The organism is Bacillus sp. BB081 (assembly GCF_008368895.1).
GTDB classification, from domain to species: Bacteria; Bacillota; Bacilli; order Bacillales; family Bacillaceae_G; genus Bacillus_A; species Bacillus_A wiedmannii.
Window position 1 is genome coordinate 92,055 of record NZ_QOZX01000034.1, and the last position, 21,697, is coordinate 113,751.

General features: G+C 34.2%; 19 protein-coding genes and 2 pseudogenes. 19 read left to right on the forward strand and 2 right to left on the reverse strand.

The genetic code is table 11. The annotated features are described in order from the left end of the window. The first annotated feature begins 68 nt into the window (after positions 1–68). From DN394_RS15995 to adhP, 11 genes and pseudogenes are all read left to right on the forward strand, one after another. On the forward strand, positions 69–1,031 hold the full coding sequence (locus DN394_RS15995; protein ID WP_149293963.1) for an ABC transporter substrate-binding protein: 963 nt from the start codon (positions 69–71) through the stop codon (positions 1,029–1,031). A gap of 131 nt (positions 1,032–1,162) precedes the next feature. Next, positions 1,163–2,038 carry a D-amino-acid transaminase gene (gene dat / locus DN394_RS16000; RefSeq protein ID WP_097994746.1) on the forward strand — a complete coding sequence of 292 codons (876 nt, stop codon included), beginning with the start codon at positions 1,163–1,165 and terminating at the stop codon, positions 2,036–2,038. Positions 2,039–2,136: 98 nt separating this feature from the next. Then, positions 2,137–2,784, forward strand: coding sequence for a nitroreductase family protein (locus DN394_RS16005; RefSeq protein ID WP_097994747.1), 648 nt, complete (start codon positions 2,137–2,139; stop codon positions 2,782–2,784). 259 nt (positions 2,785–3,043) lie between these two features. Further along, positions 3,044–3,532 (forward strand): putative periplasmic lipoprotein, encoded by a 489-nt coding sequence (locus DN394_RS16010; protein ID WP_000713499.1) that lies wholly within the window; start codon positions 3,044–3,046, stop codon positions 3,530–3,532. Between the two features lie 125 nt (positions 3,533–3,657). Further along, positions 3,658–3,851 (forward strand): annotated as a pseudogene (locus tag DN394_RS16015) (hypothetical protein). A gap of 114 nt (positions 3,852–3,965) precedes the next feature. Continuing rightward, positions 3,966–4,514 carry a cysteine hydrolase family protein gene (locus DN394_RS16020; protein ID WP_098705029.1) on the forward strand — a complete coding sequence of 183 codons (549 nt, stop codon included), beginning with the start codon at positions 3,966–3,968 and terminating at the stop codon, positions 4,512–4,514. A gap of 298 nt (positions 4,515–4,812) precedes the next feature. Continuing rightward, positions 4,813–5,706, forward strand: coding sequence for a mechanosensitive ion channel family protein (locus DN394_RS16025; protein ID WP_098705030.1), 894 nt, complete (start codon positions 4,813–4,815; stop codon positions 5,704–5,706). 157 nt (positions 5,707–5,863) lie between these two features. Next, positions 5,864–6,982 carry a GAF domain-containing sensor histidine kinase gene (locus DN394_RS16030; RefSeq protein WP_097915978.1) on the forward strand — a complete coding sequence of 373 codons (1,119 nt, stop codon included), beginning with the start codon at positions 5,864–5,866 and terminating at the stop codon, positions 6,980–6,982. 14 nt (positions 6,983–6,996) lie between these two features. After that, a complete protein-coding gene (locus tag DN394_RS16035) occupies positions 6,997–7,644 on the forward strand; it encodes a response regulator (RefSeq protein ID WP_097915980.1) in 648 nt (215 codons plus the stop codon). Between the two features lie 192 nt (positions 7,645–7,836). Then, the gene (locus DN394_RS16040; RefSeq protein WP_001119633.1) at positions 7,837–8,691 is read left to right on the forward strand and encodes a MurR/RpiR family transcriptional regulator; all 855 of its coding nucleotides are present in this window, start codon (positions 7,837–7,839) and stop codon (positions 8,689–8,691) included. Between the two features lie 352 nt (positions 8,692–9,043). Then, positions 9,044–10,081 carry an alcohol dehydrogenase AdhP gene (gene adhP, locus DN394_RS16045; protein ID WP_097915982.1) on the forward strand — a complete coding sequence of 346 codons (1,038 nt, stop codon included), beginning with the start codon at positions 9,044–9,046 and terminating at the stop codon, positions 10,079–10,081. Positions 10,082–10,232: 151 nt separating this feature from the next. Here adhP and DN394_RS16050 read toward each other — a convergent pair whose 3' ends face one another. Together DN394_RS16050 and DN394_RS16055 are read right to left on the reverse strand one after the other, a co-directional pair. After that, entirely contained in the window at positions 10,233–11,252 is a 1,020-nt protein-coding gene (locus DN394_RS16050; protein WP_141475344.1) for an ABC transporter permease, read from the reverse strand. Next, positions 11,249–12,151 (reverse strand): ABC transporter permease subunit, encoded by a 903-nt coding sequence (locus DN394_RS16055; RefSeq protein ID WP_149293964.1) that lies wholly within the window; start codon positions 12,149–12,151, stop codon positions 11,249–11,251. The genes DN394_RS16050 and DN394_RS16055 overlap by 4 nt, the downstream gene beginning before the upstream one ends. 514 nt (positions 12,152–12,665) lie before the next feature. Between DN394_RS16055 and gntK the strand changes: the two genes are divergently transcribed. The 8 genes and pseudogenes from gntK to DN394_RS16095 all read left to right on the forward strand — a co-directional run. After that, positions 12,666–14,204 carry a gluconokinase gene (gene gntK / locus DN394_RS16060; RefSeq protein ID WP_097994753.1) on the forward strand — a complete coding sequence of 513 codons (1,539 nt, stop codon included), beginning with the start codon at positions 12,666–12,668 and terminating at the stop codon, positions 14,202–14,204. 14 nt (positions 14,205–14,218) lie between these two features. Continuing rightward, positions 14,219–15,568: a GntP family permease gene (locus DN394_RS16065; RefSeq protein ID WP_141475346.1), complete on the forward strand. Its 1,350-nt coding sequence runs from the start codon at positions 14,219–14,221 to the stop codon at positions 15,566–15,568. 18 nt (positions 15,569–15,586) lie between these two features. Beyond that, complete coding sequence (gnd, locus tag DN394_RS16070; RefSeq protein ID WP_097994754.1) at positions 15,587–16,483, forward strand: phosphogluconate dehydrogenase (NAD(+)-dependent, decarboxylating); 897 nt, start codon at positions 15,587–15,589, stop codon at positions 16,481–16,483. 272 nt (positions 16,484–16,755) lie between these two features. Further along, a complete protein-coding gene (locus DN394_RS16075; protein ID WP_097915993.1) occupies positions 16,756–17,976 on the forward strand; it encodes a tetratricopeptide repeat-containing glycosyltransferase in 1,221 nt (406 codons plus the stop codon). A gap of 34 nt (positions 17,977–18,010) precedes the next feature. Beyond that, positions 18,011–19,165 (forward strand): CgeB family protein, encoded by a 1,155-nt coding sequence (locus DN394_RS16080; RefSeq protein ID WP_046955698.1) that lies wholly within the window; start codon positions 18,011–18,013, stop codon positions 19,163–19,165. 146 nt (positions 19,166–19,311) lie between these two features. Continuing rightward, the gene (locus tag DN394_RS16085) at positions 19,312–19,848 is read left to right on the forward strand and encodes an NADPH-dependent FMN reductase (protein ID WP_097994755.1); all 537 of its coding nucleotides are present in this window, start codon (positions 19,312–19,314) and stop codon (positions 19,846–19,848) included. A 1-nt stretch (position 19,849) separates the two neighbouring features. Next, on the forward strand, positions 19,850–21,079 hold the full coding sequence (locus DN394_RS16090; protein WP_000097181.1) for an MFS transporter: 1,230 nt from the start codon (positions 19,850–19,852) through the stop codon (positions 21,077–21,079). A 169-nt stretch (positions 21,080–21,248) separates the two neighbouring features. Further along, positions 21,249–21,697, forward strand: a pseudogene (locus tag DN394_RS16095) (RNA-guided endonuclease InsQ/TnpB family protein); the annotation flags it as partial.

Below are 21,697 nucleotides of genomic sequence, written 5' to 3' on the forward strand. Positions count from 1 at the left end.
TGACAATGTATGTAATATACATTAACCTTTAATTGTTAATGATAATCGATTTCATCTAGGGAGGACATATGGTACATACTAAAAAAATTTTTATGTTCTGCATTATGATACTTATGGTTATAATCGCAGGGTGTAGTAAAGAAGAAAAAAAAGAAAATGATCCATCAGCTAAAGCGAAAGATTCTTATACTGTAAAGCATGCAATGGGGGAAACAACAGTAAATGGTACACCTAAAAAAGTTGTTGTTTTAACAAATGAAGGTGCAGAGGCTCTTCTAGCTGTGGGAGTAACGCCAGTTGGAACTACGAAACCGCGTGCGGGTGATGAATGGTACCCTCATTTAGCGAAAGAGTTAAAAGATACGAAGGTTGTAGGAACTGAGCGTGATATTAATTTAGAGGCAGTAATGAAGCTTAAGCCGGATTTAATTATCGGGAATAAAATGCGTCATGAAAAAAAATATGAACAATTGAAAGAAATCGCGCCAACTGTATACGCTGAAACATTGCGTGGAGATTGGAAGGAAAACTTTACGCTCTATACAAAGGCTGTAAATAAAGAAAAAGAAGGTCAAAAGGCAATTGAAGATTATAAAAAGCGTATTGAAGGAATGAAAGAGAAGCTAGGAGATAAATTAAGCTCTAAAGTTTCTATTATTCGCTTCGTTCCAGGTGATGTTCGTATATATCAAAAGAACTCATTCTCAGGTGTTGTTTTAAACGATATTGGATTTAAACGACCACCATTACAAGATAAAGATGAATTTGCGATAAAAGGAATTACAAAAGAACAAATTCCAAATATGGACGGGGACTACTTATTCTATTTCACATCTGATAAAGATGCGGATAAGAATAATGAAGGAAACACGTTAGCGAAAGAATGGACAGAAGATCCGCTCTTTAAGCAGTTACAGGCTTCTAAAGATAATAAAGTATTCGAAGTAGATGAAGTGATTTGGAATACAGCAGGTGGTATTGTAGCTGCAAACCTTATGTTAGATGATATTGAAAAATATTTTTTAAAGTAAATGAATGGTCGAGTACATCACCTTAAATGGGTGATGTACTTTTTTATTTGTAAAAATACAGAAAATTCCTTCTTTTGAGTGTGGATAAGTTGTACAATTAAACCAATTATGGAATAAAGGAGTGGGAATGAATGAAAGCTACTCATAAAGATTGGATTTTGTTTAACGGAAGAATTGTAAATACGAAGGAAGAACAGCCGATGATTCCATTAGAGGAGAGAGGCTTTCAATTTGGTGATGGTATATACGAGGTATTCAGACTATATGATGGGAAGCCACATTTATTAGATCTACATTTGGAACGATTCTTTAATTCTATGGAAGAAATAAAACTAATTCCACCTTTTACTAAGGAGGAGTTAGTGGAAGAGTTGCATCAAATGATTGAAAAAAATCAATTTCAAGAAGATGGGAATGTATATTTGCAAATATCAAGAGGTGCTCAAGCACGTAATCATGTATATGAGTCAAATATGCAACCAACATATTTTGCAAATATTGTTTCGTTTCCAAGACCAATTGCTGCTATGGAACTGGGAATAAAAGTTACGGTAGAAGAGGATATACGGTGGAAGTTTTGTCATATAAAATCTTTAAATCTGCTACCTAATATTATGATTAAAAATAAAATAAACGAACAAGGCTATCAAGAAGCGATATTAGTACGAGATGGAATTGTAACTGAAGGGTGTCATTCAAATTTCTTTATGGTGAAGAATAATAAATTGATTACACATCCGGCTGACAACTTCATTCTACACGGCATTACACGTCACTTCGTTATTACATTAGCGAAAGAGTTACATATTGAAGTAGAAGAACGAGAATTTTCACTACAAGAAGTATATGAGGCTGATGAGTGCTTCTTTACAGCGACACCACTTGAAATATTCCCAGTCGTTCAAATAGGTGATGAACAGTTTAGAACCGGCGAAAGAGGACCAATTACAAAGAAACTCCAAGTTGCATATGAAGAAAGTATTCATTTGTTTAAAGTTACGAACTAATATTGAAGAAAAAAGCTGGTATTCCTCCAGCTTTTTTTCATGATATAATTCAAACATAGGACAAGATTTGAAAACGTTGTAAAAAGGGGATTTAATGTATGAATTATGAAGATTTTAAAGAAGTAATTCACGGTAGACGAAGTGTTAGGAAGTTCACAGAACAAGAAGTATCCATTAGTGACATAAAAGAAATTATTGATTGTGCTCGTTATGCACCGAGTGATACGAACTCACAAACTTGGGAGTTCTTGGTCATTATGAACCGAGAGAAAATTAAAGAAATTGAGCAAATGACTTGGGATGCATTACATAAACTTGCGGCAAAAGCGGCAGAAAACGGAGAAGAGAAAGCAGGGAAATTACTTACCCGTTCATTTGGACCATATGCAACAGCTTTCTCAGAGGCACCTGTATTAATCGTGTGTTTGGCAACACCATATGAATCAAAATTTCGCGAAAAGATATTTGATCCAATTGCTTTTGTTCCAGATTCAGTTTGGGAAGAAGAAGGAATTAAGAGTAGCTGTTTAGCGGCACAAAACTTAATGTTGGCTGCACATGCGAAAGGGATGGGTACTTGTCCAATGACAGGACCGGTATTGTTAGCTCAAGATGAACTACGCCAATATTTACAAATTGAGTCTGAAAAACAAATAAATATGGTTATTTCACTCGGTTTTCCGAAAGATAAGCCGAAGAAACTTGCAAGAAAAGAAGTAGATGAGATTACAACATTTGTTTTTTAAAGCTTAAAATAAAAAGACATTGAATGAACAATGTCTTTTTATTTTGGACAGGTATGTAATTAATTTGTTGGGCTAAAATGATAGATAAGAGGGAATTACTATTTATTTCATAAAAAAAATTAATGTTCTATTAAGGAAAGTATGATACATTAATCGTGAGCAAGATTCTATTTGTTCATGAAAGTGTTGAAAATAGTCTTAAAATTTAAAAGGTATTTTTGTATAATAAATTATAATGAAATGACAGGGGGGATGAATTTTGAAAAAATTCATAATCACTGGATTGTCTGTATTGTTATTAGTTGGTTGCGGTGCTCCACAAGAAAAAGAGGATGCGCAATCAAAGCAGGAAGAACGAGTTGTAAATGCAAGTAATGAGAATATAGTAGTATTCCCTGAAGGTGCAGTACCAGTTGGTGAAGGAAAAGTAAAAGTTATTACACCAGATGGTACTTCTGAAAACGGCAATATACCAACTGTATTCATCAAAAAGGATACTTTAATTCAACATGTTGAATTAGAGCTTTCTAATTTTCAAAATGATAAAGAAACATTTATATTTGTAGATCAAGTATATGCAGATAAACATCAAGTCACTAGTACAACACAGACAACAGTACAATTAAAAGAAAAGACACTTGAGACAGGTAGTCATACGATTACTGCAGTTCAGTATGAAAACAATGATCCAAAAGGAAAGGTTATTAGTTTAAATCAAGCAACATTCGAAACAAAACCAGCGTCATAAGAAGAATAAAAAGTACATTACTCAAAAAGTAGTGTACTTTTTTGTTTATACTAGAGGATGTAATAGTAAATCACTTGTTTCGTTTTCTAATACGATTAAGTAGGAAGAAATTACTTGTTTCTACTATGATAGAGAAAGAGGCTGAAGATGTGAATCGGTGTATTCGTATCGTCTTGATTATTTTAACGATGTCAGTCATTTGGTTTATGATCCAAGAGGTGACTCAAATTACGCTCAATTAACAATTCATGATTTGTTAATAGGAGCTATTTGTTTTACCATTGTTTATCTATCATATGATAAACTCAGATTAAGGTAAGTTTTACATGAAAAATGTAGGTATTTCATTTGAAATGTCGAATAGTACATACGATGTCGTAATAACAAATTTTCTATTGTTTACTGTGAAACAGAAGAAGGGGAGATAGTAGTTATGAAACGAGCTCTTGTTAATATTGATTATACATATGATTTTGTAGCTGAAAAAGGTGCTTTAACATGCGGGAAACCAGGACAAGAAATTGAGAAGGAAATTGTCCATATAACGAAGCAATATATTGAAAATGGAGATTACGTTGTCTTTGCGATTGATAAACATGAAGAAAACGATGTATACCATCCAGAATCAAAGTTATTCCCGGCTCATAATATAGCTGGTACAAATGGAAGAGATCTGTTTGGTGAATTACAAGAAGTGTACGAAACATATAAAAATGCAGAGAATGTATATTATATGGATAAAACACGATATAGTGCATTTGCAGGAACAGACTTAGAAATGAAGTTACGAGAAAGAGGAATAGAAGAAGTTCATCTTGTAGGTGTTTGTACTGATATTTGTGTTCTTCACACAGCAGTAGACGCTTATAATAAAGGATTTAAAATTGTAGTTTATGAAAAGGCAGTTGCATCTTTTAATGCGCAAGGACATGAATTTGCACTTGGACATTTTAAGTCATGCTTACATGCAGAAGTGAAGTGAAAAAAAGAGGCCTTTAAAAAGGTCTCTTTTTACGTTATAGCCCATTGTAAGTAACCTCCGCGAGTCAAAAAATTTTCAAATGAACAATTCGGCGCTGTGTTAATATTCCCCTTTTTGTTTAGGGAAGTATTGAGGTCTTAAAATAAAGTCACTTATAAAAAATTCTATAGTTATCCCCCTTTAGTTAATGAAAAAGGGTATATTTATAGAAGAAAGTGTAACAAGTTTTAAGGAAATCAAAAGGTATGACAATAAATTAGTTTTTCATGAAATTTTCATTAGTTAAGGGTGTGGATGGATGAGTTTATTAACGTATACTGAAGAATTTTTTAATTATGTAAGAGAGTTTTTACTTTTAAGATTTTTACTATTTGCATTAGTTTTAATCATTATCTCTTTTGTAATCAACCGTATTATTGATTGGTTTTTTAGGAAATCAAGCTTTTTTGATGAAGAGGTAGAGCAAACGATTCAAAGTGTGATTCGATCTATTCTTAGATATATCATTATCATCAGTCTAATCATATATTTAATTAGCCAATTTGTAGATATAAAAAGTATCATTGCAGGTGCAGGGATAGCGGGTGTTGTTATCGGTTTTGCTGCACAACAGATGTTAAAAGATGTTATATTAGGCTTTGCGAGATTAGCGGACAAAGAGTTTCGTGTTGGCGATTTTGTTACTTTTAACGGAACAAATTCAGGAACGATTGAGGAAATTAGTATTCGTTTTATGCAAATTCGTGAATGGTCAGGAAAACTTCTTACGATACCACACGGAGAGATTAGGACGATACAAAATTTTAATAAAGGATGGATGCGCGTAATTGAACGGATTACGGTAAGTTATCAGGAAGATCCTAAAAGAGTTAAGGAATTGTTAGAAGAAGTTTGTGTTAATTGTAATGAAAAATTGGCTTCGAGTCTTTATAAAGTAGAGGATGAAGCTGTTGAACCGTTTAAATATGTTGGTGTCACAGATTTAAACCCGAATCTTAAATATGTTGGATATGAATTTTGTATTACAGGTTTAATAAAGCCAGAAGATTATTTTGAAATTTCTAGACAAGTAAGATTTGAATTAATGTCTATGTTCCATAAGAATCAAGTGCAAATGCCATCAGCAAATATGTTCATTACTACTGAAAGTATACAGCATAACCATGGTGGACAATCTTTATCGGACAGCTAAAATAGAATAGTTTGTTAACAAAAATCTAGCTTCCAACATTGGATAGAAAAACAATAATAAAATGATCGATATAAAGAAAGAACTGAAGGAATTCAGTTCTTTCTTATTTGTAGAATTTAGAAATTTCTTAATGTTATAATGATAGATGGTGATGAAAATGAACTTTGAAGAAAAAGAGATGCATCGTTTAGAAGCATTAAAAGCAATTGCAGAATTATTAAATGAAGCAACAGACTTACAAGTCATGTTAGAAAAAGTGTTACATACATTGTTACAAGTTATGAATTTACAAACAGGGTGGATCTTTTTTATTGATGAAAGTGGAAAGCACCGTATGCTTGTAGATGAAAACTTACCGCCAGCTCTTACGTGGCAAGAGAAGAAGCCGATGTGTGAAGGAGACTGTTGGTGTGTAGAGCGTTTTGTGAATGGCAGATTGGAAAAAGCGACAAATATTATTGAATGTAAGCGAATAGAGGATGCGATTGAATGTAATTGGGGAGAGACCGAAGATGTTACGCATCATGCGACAATTCCCCTTAGGTCTGGATCGGAGAAGTTTGGTCTATTAAATGTGGCCTCGCCTCAAAAAACACATTTTTCAGAGGAAGAATTAGCATTACTAGAATCAATTGCATTTCAAATAGGAACGACAATACAACGTATTCAGTTAGTGGAGAAAGAACGTAAATATGTAGTGGTAGCTGAAAGAAATCGACTTGCACGTGATTTACATGATTCAGTAAAACAATTGTTATTTTCTATTATGCTGACAGCAAAAGGTACTTTAAATATGACGCAAGATAGAGACTTGCAGGAGCTGTTGAGCTATATTGGAGAATTATCACAGGAAGCATTACAAGAAATGACACTTTTAATTTGGCAATTAAGACCGGAAGGATTAGAGAAAGGTTTAGCAGAAGCAATTAAAAATTACGGAAAGTTGTTAGGGATCCACGTGGAAGTTCGAATTGATGGTATGGTTTCAATTGGAGATGAAATAGAAGAAGTTTTATGGCGTATTAGTCAAGAAGCAATACATAATTGTAAAAAACATGCTTCATGTGAAAAGGTAAATGTTCTTTTAAAAATAGAAAATAGCCAGTTGTATTTTTACATAGAGGATAACGGAATAGGATTTATACAAGATCACGTAAGAGAGTCAGCGCTCGGTTTAAAAAGTATGAAGGAACGTATTCAGTTAATGAGGGGATCATTTCAAATAAAAACTGAGCTGAAAAAGGGTACAAAAATTGAAATTCAATTGCCGGTTTAAAGGGGAGAAGAAGATTGAAGATTAAATTACTACTAGTTGAGGATCATCATATCGTTCGAAGAGGACTTATATTCTTTTTAAAAACGAGAGAAGAATTTGAAATAGTTGGGGAAGCAGAAAATGGTGAAGAGGCATTAACATTCATTCAAACGGAAAGACCAGATGTAGTATTAATGGATCTATCAATGCCGAAGATGGATGGTATAGAAGCAACAAAACGGATAAAACAATATGATGAAACAATAAAGATACTTATATTAAGCAGTTTTTCAGAGCAAGATTATGTTTTACCGGCACTGGAAGCTGGAGCAGATGGTTATCAATTAAAAGAAGTACAACCAGAGCAACTTGTTGCTTCTATCATTGCAGTACATGAAGGAAATGCGAATTTTCATCCGAAAGTAACACCAGCACTATTCGGACGGTCAGCAGTCAAGAAAGAAAAAGAAAACCCTTTTTCCATGTTAACGAAAAGAGAGCAAGAAGTACTTCGTGAAATTGCGAAAGGGCGAAGTAATAAAGAAATTGCAGCAGAGCTTCATATTACAGAACAGACTGTGAAAACACACGTTTCAAATGTTTTAGCTAAATTGGAAGTAGATGATCGTACGCAAGCTGCATTATATGCGGTGAAGCACGGGGGAAATAATAAGTATGAATAATTATGTCCCTTGTTACGACAGAATACATAGGAGTATTTAAAATTTATCCCGCTATTTGCGGGCTTATAATTAGTGGGAGATGTACAATACTCTCACTGATTAAAGTTTCAATTTATAGTAGTGCTAAATAAAGGTTTTTCTTCTTTCTATAATTAGGTACAATAAAACTACGATGGAAGGGGAAGATATGCTATGCCAGGTACAAGAAGTGGGATTGGAAAGATTCAGGCTTCGTTAAACGGTTTATCACCGAAATTGCGAAGTATTGCCGAACATATATTGAAACATCCACAAGATGTTGTACATAAATCTATTACAGAATTAGCTGAAGTTACGAATAGTTCTGAAGCTACGATATTCCGCTTATGTAAGCACCTCGGTTTTCAAGGGTTTCAAGATTTAAAGATTACATTAGCTCGTGAAATTGTACATACTCCTATGCAAAATATTCATGAAGAAGTATCGGCAGAAGATAGTATGGTAACTGTTGCTAAAAAAGTTTTTCATTCGCATATTACAGGACTGCAAGATACATTGCATTTGTTAAATGATACAGCGCTAGAGCAAGCCGTAAAGGTATTGCAAGATGCAAGTCGTATTGAGTTTTATGGAAATGGTGGTTCTGGTATTATTGCGATGGATGCATATCATAAATTTATGAGAACGGGTATTTCTTGTATTGCTCATACAGATTCACATTTTCAAATTATGGGTGCGGGTTTACTTACTAAAGAAGCAGTGGTAATTGCAATTTCTCATTCTGGTAGCAATAAAGGGTTACTGGAAGCGTTAGAAGTAGCAAAAGCAAGAGGAGCCCACATTATTGCAATTACGAGCTATCAGAAATCAGCATTAAGTCAACTTGCTGATATTACTTTGTATACTTCAACACGTGAGACAGAATTCCGTACAGAAGCAAGTTCATCAAGATTAGCACAGTTAAGTTTGTTAGATACTTTATACGTTGGGTTATCGTTACAACGCCAAGAAGAGACGCTGCAAAATTTACAAAGTATACGTGAAACAATTTCGATGAAACGAATATAAAAAGTCCTTCAGTTGAAGGGCTTTTTATATTGGTCAATAGTTTTTTGTGAAAATTTGATAATTATAATTTCCTGTTTTAAAAAATCTTTATTAATTGAGTTTTTTACTCCCGCGTAGAGTTCTAATAAACTATACATAGATGCAATTTCGGTTTTCCCTTCAAATAAACATTTGGTTAATAATTCAAATATTGTTCAATATTTAACAATAGGCTTTTAAAATTACATGTTATGATGAACGTGTAATGATGATTGAACATTTAAATTTGGCATAATAATTAGCCAAACCAGTGAAGACAGAAGTTGTGAGATGAACTCATTAAAATTCTAAAACACTAAAGGGGAGATCACATATGAAAGCAGTAGTGGTAAATAAAAATAGTAAAGCAAACATTGAAGTTATTGAAAAGAAATTACGTCCGTTACACTCAGGTGAAGCGCTAGTAGATGTAGAGTATTGTGGGGTTTGTCATACTGATTTACACGTTGCAAATCATGATTTTGGAAACACAGATGGCCGTATTCTTGGTCATGAGGGTGTAGGTATTGTTACGAAAATTGCTGATGATGTAACTTCACTAAAGGTAGGTGACCGTGTAAGTATTGCATGGATGTTCCAATCTTGTGGACGTTGTGAATATTGCGTAACAGGTAGAGAAACATTTTGCCGTGAAGTTAAGAATGCTGGTTATTCAGTAGATGGTGGTATGGCAGAACAATGTATTGTTACAGCTGATTATGCGGTGAAAGTACCAGAAGGATTAGATCCTGCTCAAGCATCATCAATCACATGTGCGGGCGTAACTACATATAAAGCAATAAAAGTATCAGACATTAAACCTGGTCAACCTATCGTCATCTACGGTTGTGGTGGATTAGGTAACCTAGCTATCCAATATGCTAAAAACGTATTTGGTGCAAAGGTAATTGCAGTAGATATTAATGACGATAAATTAGCGTTAGCAAAAGAGGTTGGTGCGGATATGACTATCAATCCAATTTCTCAAGGCCCTGCTGATAAGATTGTTCAAGATGAGTTTGGTGGTGCTTATGCTGCTGTAGTAACAGCCGTTTCTAAAGTAGCATTCAATTCAGCAGTTGACGCAGTACGTGCTTGTGGTAAAGTCGTTGCAGTAGGTTTACCAGTAGAAACTATGGATTTAAACATTCCGCGCCTTGTACTAGACGGAATTGAAGTGGTTGGTTCTCTAGTTGGTACTCGTAAGGATCTAGAAGAGGCATTTATGTTCGGTGCAGAAGGAAAAGTAGTGCCGGTTGTTCAAACTTGTTCTCTAGATAAAGTACAAAATGTATTCGAAGAAATGGAACAAGGCAGAATTCAAGGACGTATGGTAATCGATTTTAAACAGCATAATTGTAATTGTAAATAATTCACTTTAAATATAAAAAGTATGAGTCTAACAAAGTACATGTAAAAAAAGTTAGACGGCATAAAAAGATGATCCCTTTATTCAATAGGGATCATCTTTTTTATATTCTACTAATATCAATGCCTATTCATACTTGATTAATGAGATATGATTAAAGGTTCACTTTATTTGCAAACGAAAAAGAATCTTGATGTTTAACAAATTTCTTTTGATTTGGAACGGTTTGAATTGCTACAACTTGCGAATCTCTTGCTTTCAGTGCATCCTGAATCCCGATTGTCATAAGCTTAATAAATAGAATCGTAATAAAGAATGAAGCGAGAGTATAAAAAATAATCCACCATGAAAGATTCATTTCATTACGATTTAATCCAATAAGGCCTGCCCAATCATTAGATAGAGAAACGGGTTTGAGCACTCCGTCATAGAGTTCACGCATTTGTATCCCACCAATTACAATATCAAGTAACGCTAAATGGATAACGAGTATGAGAGTTTGGACGATATGTTCCATAAATAACACAAATAAGCGGTCAAGTAATAAGACTCGTAAGTGTTTTTTGATAATATGAAAACGGCTAGCACCCAGTAATTGTGAACTTAAAATATAATCTTGTTTCATAAATTCATCAACCTCTGAGGATATATATAAAGAAAGTGTAGGCAGAGCGACGAAAATAAGTACGAGTACTTGATAAAACGCAAATGAAATATTTGGATCTAATCTATCAGCATTTGATATGATTACAATATTAACGGGCGTGATGAGTATAAATGCGATAAATAAAGTAGGAATATAGTAAAAAACTTCTGAGCATGCCTGGAAAAATCTCTTGAATTTTGGAACATATAAACTTAAGAGGATTCCTATACATGTTCCGAATAAAATTCGAAAGAAGCTAATTGCCACAGCTAATAAGATAGTGAATTTTGCTCCTTCTATAATTTGTAAGAAAACAGACTCTCCAAAACGATCAGATCCAAAAGGCGGTATTAACGATGGCGGAAAGGGGGCCTTTCCAAGTAATTCGTTATTGTCATTGTAAAGTAACTGAGGAGGTTTTTGGATGTTATCTTTAAAGAACCAACTATAAATAAAACTAGCTGAAACAAGTATGAATAAATAAGTAAAGCCGATTAAAAAGCGTTTTGATTTCCAAATAGATTTCATAAAGCTGCTCCTTTCAATTGCTTTTGCCATCTATTCATCATGAAAGAGATTATTTGAAAAATGGCATAAAACGGTAAGATAATCATGACAAGTATGATAAATGCAGCTGGAGGTGAAATAAACGCCTTTTTAAATAAAAATTGAATAATGCCTTGCATATTAAAAACAAATTCTAAAATGAATAAGTTAGACAGTAAGAAAACAAAAATCGTTTTTAAATGGTGGAAGAAGTGGATAGATATATTTTTGAATAAATGAATACAAAGTATATAACTTGATGAAAGGCCTTTGCCATATGCAACCTCTACGTAATGTTTTCCATGTTCTTCTTTTATGTATAACACCATCATTCGAAACATTTGTAATGTAGGTAAAACAGATAAAGATAAAATAGGGAGTAAATAAGCTCGATTTTCATTAAAAGAAATAATGGTGAAAGGAGCTTCCCTGAATTTCTGAAGTACCCATATGAAAAATATTTGCAAACAAATCATTATCATCATATCAGGGACAGCTTCTAATATGAACACAATTCGGTTTATCCATTTTTTTATATAATCTTTTGCCAAAAAATAAAAAAATGCCATGCTAGATGATAAAAAGAGTGCAAGCAAAAAGGCTAAAAATAATATAGTAAATGAATATAGATAAGGTTCTAAAACAGTTGGAAATAATGGTGTTGTTTTTAAATGACCAAACTTTGGGTCTGATCCTATAACCAACAATGATTCAGGTGAGAAAACCTGTTTTAACATAGTAACGATCTGGTTAAAAAAATAAATTGGTTGAAAGGTGAATCCTTGTTGAGTGATAAATAAATAAGGTAAATTTAATAATAGTAACAGTGATAAAAGAATGGATGAAAGCTTAATTGTGAATTGAGATATTTTATGTAACATTAAATCCCTCCGACATCTTTTTACAACATTATACAATAAATTCAGTGTTATTGTTTTATTTTTCTGAAAAATATAAATACTATTAGATTTTATAGTATGGAACATATATTTACAAGTTAATAAAGTGATAGTAGGATCCGCACTCTAAGACTATTAAGATAAAAGGACGAGTGAACTTCATACAATAAAAACGAGCAAAGTGCACAAAATTTCCATTGCGGAGGTAGTTGCTGTACAACTCCTTTTTCATGCAAATGAGTAGAACGTAAGGAAGGACTATGTATGTGTTGTTAATGAAAGAAAAAGAGAGTGTGTTGCGTAACGAATATTTCGCAACTTTACCGCGGGGAAAATCTAAATTTAGTATGTAAATGAAATGGAATGAGGGGTTTTATTTTTTATTATGAAAAAAATTTTCTTTTTAAAACTTGATTAATGAAAAAATATTTTATATACTAATTCATGTAAACGGTTTACTAAATCGTATTTTGCTAGAAACGAAGGGAAGATTCGCATGGAAACAAGGGGGAGAGTAATCGGGATTGATATCGGTACCACAAGTACAAAAACGGTTGTGTTTACAGAAAAAGGAAAAGTCGTTGCGTCACATGCAGTTGATTATCCAATTATTCAACCGAACGTCGGATGGGCTGAGCAAGATCCTGATGTAATATGTGCTGCTGTTTATAAAACTGTAAGCGTTGCCATAGAAAAAGGTAACGTATTATCAGAAGATATTTCTTCAATCGGTATTAGTACAGCAATGCACGCATTAATTGCGGTAGATGAAAATGGTGCGCCGTTAACGCGTTCTATTATTTGGGCAGATAATCGGAGTACAAAACAAGCAGAAAAATTATTACAACATATGAATGGACATGAAATTTATAAACGTACAGGTACACCAATTCATCCAATGTCGCCATTATCTAAATTGTTATGGATGAAAGAAGAGGAACCAGAATTATATAAAAGTGCTTATAAATTTATTTCTATTAAAGAGTATGTTATTTACCAATTATTTTCACGCTACGTAGTTGATCATTCGATTGCTTCTGCTACAGGGTTATTCAATTTAGAAACGCTAAATTGGGATGTTGATGTTTTGGAAATGTTAAATATTTCTTCAGAACAATTATCAACTCCAGTACCAACTACATATATTTTATCGGATATGAAACCAGAATTAGCACAAAAGATGGGGATTCGTAAAGATACTCCAGTTGTTATTGGTGCAAGTGATGGAGTTCTTGCAAATGTAGGCGTTGGGGCAATATCACCAGGCTCAGCTGCAATTACGATTGGAACAAGTGGTGCAGTTCGAACAATTTCATCAAGTGTTAATACAGATGAAAAAGGAAGAACATTTTGTTATGCATTAACAGACGAGCATTGGGTGATCGGCGGACCAACAAATAACGGTGGAATATTACTGAGATGGTTACGTGATGAATTTGGTAGCCCGGAACAAGAAGTTGCAAGGAAGCTTGGCATTGATCCGTATGATTTATTAATTAAGTATGCGGAAAGTGTACCAGCTGGAGCGGGTGGATTGCTATTTTTACCGTTTCTATCTGGAGAACGTGCACCATACTGGAATGCAAATGCTCGTGGTACATTCTTCGGAATAAACTTGCAGCATAAGCGAGAACATTTTATACGAGCAGTCATGGAAGGCGTTTGTATGAGCGTATATTCTGTTGCACTCGCAATCAGGGATTGTACAGGGCCACTTACTGAAATACGCGTTTCAGGAGGTTTTGCGAAATCTGCATTTTGGAGACAAATGTTATCCGATATGATGGGAAAAGAATTGCTTGTTCCTGAAAGTCATGAAGCATCTGCGCTTGGGGCAGCGGCAGTTGCTTTATATGCTGTAGGAAAAATTGATTCTCTTGAAGAGGTAAAGGATTGGATTGATATTGTTCATCATCATGTACCGAATAAAGAAAATACGGCTATATATTTAGAAATGTTTTATATGTATGAACGACTTTACAATCGCTTGAAAGAAGAATTTGATTGTATAGCTGCTTTCCAACGTAAACAATAGGGGGATTGGGAGAAATGGTAGTTGGAATCGTACTTGCGGCAGTTGTCATACTACTTTTACTTATTACGGTAGTAAAATGGCATCCGTTTGTCGCGTTAATTTTAACAGCAATTGGAGTTGGGCTAGCAATGGGGATGCCCTTGGTTGCAACTTCACCACAACATCCAGGGATTATTGATTCTATTAAATCGGGTCTTGGAAGTACGTTAGGGTTTTTAGCGATAGTTTTAGCATTAGGAACGATGCTTGGAAAAATGATGGCCGAATCTGGCGGTGCTGAACGAATTGCTAACACATTAATTGGTCGTTTTGGGAAGAAACGTGTTCACTGGGCAATGATGTTTGTTGCATTTTTAGTAGGAATTCCTGTGTTTTTCCAAGTTGGATTTGTACTATTAATTCCATTAGTATTTACAATTGCGTTAGAAACTGGGGTATCACTTATTACAATCGGTATTCCACTAGTAGCAGGACTATCCGTTGTACACGGACTCGTGCCGCCACATCCAGCAGCGATGGCAGCGGTAGGTATTTTTAAAGCAGATGTAGGGAAGACAATTTTATATGCATTAATTGTCGGACTTCCAACTGCAATTATTTCAGGTCCGCTTTACGGGAAATGGATTGGTGCTCGTATACATAAAGAAGTACCGTTAGATATAGCGGAACAATTTATTGAAAGAGATAAGAAGAAGGAACTTCCTAGTTTCGGAAATACATTGTTTACTATTTTACTTCCAGTATTTCTAATGCTAGGTGCATCGATTGCGGAAGTAGCGCTAAGTAAAACAAGCCAACTTGCACAAGTATTGCACTTTATTGGAGATCCAATAGTCGCATTATTAATTGCAACGATATATTCTTTCTTTAGTCTTGGTTATGCAAAAGGTTTCTCAAAAGATAAAGTATTACAATTTACAAATGATTGTTTAGGACCAATTGCGAACATACTGTTAGTTATTGGTGCAGGCGGTGCGTTTAATAAAGTATTATTAGATTCTGGAATTGGAACGATAATCGCAGAAATGGCGAAAGAATCTCATATTTCACCGATATTATTAGGTTGGGGAATCGCAGCACTTATCCGAATCGCGACTGGATCTGCTACTGTTTCTATGATGACAGCAGCTGGAATTGTAGCACCGATTGCAGCAAGTACACCAGGTGTAAATGTTGAACTACTAGCACTTGCAACAGGTGCAGGGTCATTAATTTTATCACATGTAAATGATTCTGGATTTTGGATGATTAAAGAGTATTTTGGAATGACTGTGAAAGAAACATTATTAACATGGACTGCAATGGAGACGATATTATCTGTTGTAGCACTTGGACTCATTTCGTTATTAAATATATTTGTATAGAATGGGAGATTGATGAATATGAAACTAGGTTTAATTGGATTAGGAAAAATGGGATTCCCATTAGCAGAACATTTAAATGAAGACAAGCATGAAGTAGTTGTATACGACGTTAATAAAGAGCTTGTTGAAAAGGCAGGGGCTTTAGGGATTACTGCTCGTCATACATTAAAAGAAATGATTGCTGAATTAGAAGCCCCTCGTACAATTTGGGTAATGGTACCTGCGGGAGAAGTTGTTGAGTCAGTATTAAAAGATGTATATCCATTATTAGAAGAAGGCGATATCGTTATTGAAGGCGGAAATTCATTCTATAAAGATACGTTACGCCGTGCTGAAGAAGCGAAAAGCTTTGGTTTACATTACGTTGATATCGGTACATCAGGTGGTGTAGAAGGAGCTAGATACGGCGCTTGCTTAATGGTTGGTGGAGAAAAAGAAATTTATGATCAATTAGAACCTTTATTTAAAGATTTAGCAGTAGAGAATGGGTATTCGTATGCAGGCCGCGTCGGAAGTGGTCATTTCTTAAAAATGGTTCATAACGGTATTGAATACGGTATGATGCAAGCAATCGCTGAAGGCTTTGAAGTGTTAGATAAAAGTGATTTTGATTTCAATTATGAAGATGTTGCAAAAGTATGGGCAAACGGATCGGTTATCCGCGGTTGGTTAATGGACTTAACTGAAAAGGCATTTGCAGATGATCCAAAACTAGATGGTATTAAAGGTGTGATGAACTCTTCAGGAGAAGGGAAATGGACTGTGGAAACAGCACTTGAACTTCAAGCGGCAGCACCGGTAATCGCAATGTCATTATTTATGCGCTACCGTTCTCAAGAAGATGATACATTCCACGGAAAAGTAGTTTCAGCTCTTCGTAATCAGTTCGGTGGACATGAAGTTGTGAAAAAATAGGAAATGATTTTCGAAAAGAAACTTGTGCAAAGGCGCAAGTTTCTTTTTTTATAGTGTAAGAAATCTCTACTTTAAAAACACCAATCAATCACTGTTTATTTGTACTGATTGTATCAAATATATAGTGGAGCATGAAAGATGTCCTAACATAAAAGTAAGAATAAATAAAATGAAATTTTCATAAATAGTAAAAGGATGATTATGTCATCAGTGTAGCTATGAAATGGTGTTACATATGAAAAGAGCGTGTTAATAAAATATGAGGTGGTTAAATGGGAAATGAGCAAGTGAAGAATGCAGGGGAAGAAAAAAAGTTATGTCTTTGTATGATTGTTAAAAACGAGTCTAGAATTATGGAAAGATGTTTAAATGCTACAAAATCAATTGTAGATTTTGTTTCTATTTGTGATACGGGATCAACTGATCATACACCTGAAATTATTGAAAATTGGTGTAAAGAAAATGAAATCCCTGGAACAGTACATCATGAACCATTTAAAAACTTTGGTTATAACAGAAGTTTAGCAGTGTCATTGGCACAAAAAACATATCCAGAAGCAGATTATTTATTAATATTAGATGCAGATATGATATTAGAAGTTGATCCCGAGTTTGATAAGACTAGTTTAACGGAAGACCATTATCTTACAATGCAATATGATATTCATATTAAGTATTGGCTTACACGCCTTCTGAAAGCTTCTTTACCATGGAAGTCTGTCGGTGTTACTCATGAGTATTGGGATATAAATCGCTCCAAGGTTGGCACGGATTACAATACGAGGGTAGCTAGGTTAGAGACGCTTGTCGTTAACGATCCTGGGGATGGTGGTAGTAAAGCTGATAAATTTGAGAGAGATGAGAGGTTGTTGTTACAAGGATTGAGTGATCCAGAAACAACGCCAGATTTGCATATAAGATATTTATTTTATTTAGCCCAAACTTATTTTCATTTAAGTCAATTTGAAGATTCGATTAAATGGTATAAAAAACGGGTGGAAGCAGGTGGATGGGTTGAAGAGGTGTTCTATTCGTTATTGCGAATAGGATTTTGTTATGAACAATTAGCAAACCGTTCAGCAAATAAACAATATGAAGTAACAGAAGCGGATGAAAAAGAAAATGCTAAGATGCTAGAAGAGCAATATACAGCATTAGCTATTTTTTATTTTCAAAAAGCGTGGGAATATAGACCAACTCGGGCTGAGCCATTATACCAACTTGCAAGAATGTATCGATTAAAATCTCAAAATAATATTGCCTTGATGTATGCGTTGCAAGGGAAGGAAATTCCTTTTCCAAAAAATGATCTTCTATTTGTAGATTATCATGTGTATGATTACTTATTTGACTATGAGATTTCTATAAGTGCTTTTTATATACCACATAAAAAGCATTTAGGTGCTGTATCACAAAAATTTTTGGAATCGAAAAAAGAAGATCTACCGTTGCATATAGCAAATATGGTTGAAAGTAATGCGAAATTTTATTAAATACAATTTCGGTTAAAGGAGTAGTGGAGTAATAATGGAATTAATACGATGGGCGCTAGAGTTAGGAGAATCTGTGCATGGAAATACGTATGAAGAATTGATGCCACTACTAGATTATTATTATGATCGTGATCATTTAAAAGCATATTGTATCGCAACTCTTCTTTTAGACATGGACGTAGCAGATGAGCATCGGCAAAGAATTGAATTAAGAAGGTGCATTGCTGCTTATTATGCTGGATTATATAAAGTAGCAAAAAAACATGCAAATGAGCTTTTAATTAAATATCCGGATGTGGATTTGTATAAAAATAATTTAAGGCTAATGGAAGCTTATTTGAATAAAGAATATGATTATTGTCTTTTTATATGCCCAAAGACGTATGGTAGTTTCATAGATGTCGCGCGAGCTTTGAAATGGCGATTGGAGCAGGAGGGAAATACAGCAATCATATCAGAAACAATACTAGAAAATGTGAAAAATACAATTGTTTTTGGAGCGCATACATATGCACATAATCCGAATCTGCTTCCGAAAAATGCAATTATTTATAATTTAGAACAGCTATATGAAGGAAGCCCTTATGCGCATCCCCTATATTTAATGTTATTAAAAGATAAGGAAATTTGGGATTATAGTAAACAAAATATAGCATGGTTAAAACAAAAAGGTGTAGGAAAAAAAATAAGACATATAGGAATGAACTATGCCCCAACTTTGGAAATAAAAAAAGATGCATTTGAAGATGAGGTTACTGAAGACATCGATATACTGTTTATAGGTGCTCTTAATCCGAGGCGGCAAGCTATTTTTGATCAATTAAAAGCAGTTGCCCCGAATTTAAATATTGTTTTTAAAAATAATGCGTGGGGAATTGTTAGAAATGAATTGATCGCTAGGTCTAAAATTATATTAAATATTCATTTTTACTTATCAGGAATTCTTGAAACACCTCGAGTTTCTTATGCAGTGGCAAATAAGAAATTTATTATTTCGGAAAATAGTAATCCAGAGGACGAGATGGAGTGGCCAGGAATTGTGTTTACTCCGTACGAAAAAATAATAGAAAATATTATGAAATATGTAGCCTTACCAGAAGAACGTATCAAATTAGCAGTAAAAGCGTATAACCATTTTGAAGCGAAAGGAAACATAGGCATACTGTGTCATAAAGAGGAGGAAAAGTAATTGTGAATAACTCATACTTTCGTATGAGTTATTTTTTTCGTCTATTATACTATTTTATCAAGCTAGTTCCCTCTTTATATTGTGTTTTGTATAGAAATTTCTGATAATATATAAGCATAACTGAAAAACAAAGGAGAGAAATAATTATGAAACTAGTCGTTATTAACGGTACGCCAAGAAAATTCGGTAGAACTCGCGTGGTGGCAAAATATATTGCTGATCAATTTGAAGGGGAGTTATACGATTTATCAGTAGAGGAACTGCCTTTATATAACGGGGAAGAATCACAACGTGAATTAGAAGCGGTAAAAAAATTAAAGGCAGTAGTGAAAACTGCAGACGGTGTAGTACTATGTACACCTGAATATCATAATACAATGAGTGGGGCGTTGAAAAATTCGTTAGATTACTTAAGCAGTAGTGAATTTATTCATAAACCTGTCGCATTACTTGCAATTGCTGGAGGCGGTAAAGGTGGCATTAACGCATTAAACAGTATGCGTATTGTTGCTAGAGGGGTGTACGCAAATGCAATCCCAAAACAAGTTGTGCTTGATGGACTTCATGTACAAGACGGTGAACTGGGAGAAGATGCAAAACCATTAATTCATGATTTAGTTAAAGAATTAAAAGCATATATGAGCGTATATAAAGAGGTGAAAAAACAACTAGGAGTGGAGTGATATGTCCTCACTTTATCAGGATTCTCGCTTGTATTACATTCTAGGGGCCAATAGTCTATCTGCTATTGGTTCCGGAATTGTTATGATAACGATTCCTTGGCTGTTAATTAAAGAGAGTGGAGGAGAGACAACGTTTGGTTATGTTTCTATCATTGCAACCCTCATTATGTTTTTATTAACACCATTCATTGGGCAAAGTATTGATCGTTTTTCAAGAAAATCTTTATTGCTATGTAACGAAGGAATCGGAATAGCCGTAATCGGGATAATGGTTATATGGGGATTTGCTGGGCAACCCTATCATTCTATTCACTATATTCTTATTTATATAGCCGGATCATTCTACTATTTATTATTTTACCCTACAATATTTGCGTTCAACCAAGAGATATTTCAAGCAGAACATTATAAAAGTTTAAGTGGAACGATGGAAATACAAGGACAGTTAACACAAGTTATTTCTGGAGCGGCCGCAAGCTTCTTAATTGAAATTGTATCTTTGAAGTGGATTTTGTTAGTAGACATGTTAACTTTTGCTGGAGCATTTTTTCTTTTCTTATGTATACCGTACGTAAAGAAAAAAGAAGTGAAAAGAAAAATAACATTTAAGAAGCAATTGTTTGAAGGAATTCACTTTATGAAAAAACGTCCTAAGCTCTTTTGGTTCTTACTGGCCACTTATATGCCGTTTATAGGTGTTATGATGGCAAATTATTTAATACCCGTGTATATTTCGGATATACTCAAAGCCAATGCCTCTGTATACGCAATAGAGGGCACGATGTACGGTGTCGGAGCGGTTGTTGCAGGAATCTGTATTCCACTCATAATGAAATATGTCAAAACAGAAGTTTCAATCGTTATGACGATGTTCATTTATGTAATTTCAATTACCGCAATGAGTATTGAACCTTCTGTATTGTTTTTATATGGATTAGCGATTTTTCATGCAATTGGAAATGCGGGGACAAGAGTGGCGAGAAATGTATTGATGATGGAGGAAATTCCAAATGAAGTAATGGGACGTGTAGACAGCTTATTTCGCTTAATTGGTACAGGAATACGCATTGTATTATTAATGCTGTTTACAGCGGGTGTATCTAAAGCTGGAGTAATGCTGCCGTTTTACGTATTAAGCTGTATATTGATCTTCTCATTAGGAATCGCTATTTATTATGTACTATCACAACGTAAAGTAAGAACGAACGTTTCTAATAAATCAATCATATAAAAAGTACTTCTGCCTTCCTATCTTTTTCTATCATTTCTTTCGAGAGGACTCCCACCTCTAAACGTAAGTGAAGGTGGTGAGGTGAATCGAAAGAAATATTTTATTTTCGAGAAAAAATGAAAACGTATGTTCTTTTTGCTATAATATCCTTAAGAAGGAGGTGAATAAAATGACAAAGGAAAATCCATCAAACTATAAAACTCTTCAAATTTGGATTAAAAAAGGGCATCGTATGTATTCTTATTTTCAAGAATGTTGTCATAACGCTAAGAACATGTACAACACCACAAACTTTTATATACGCCAGGTGTACACTGGATTAACACAAGAAAAAGAGTTGCAGCCTTTGCAAAAAGAAGTTCTGGATAATATTCATAAAAATATTGGTAAGATGAATGACATACAACGTCTTGCCTATCAGAAGAAATTGGAAAAAGAGAAATTAAAGCCTAAAGAAGAACAGAAAGAGATTAAATGTAATTTGTTTTCAGAACCTAATTTTGAAAAACCTTATGTAGATTACAACTTTCTAGATGCACTATTTAAGGCTATGATTCAAAATGATTATCGAGCTATGCCTACGCAATGTAGCCAGTCCATCATGAAAGGTTTGTTCCA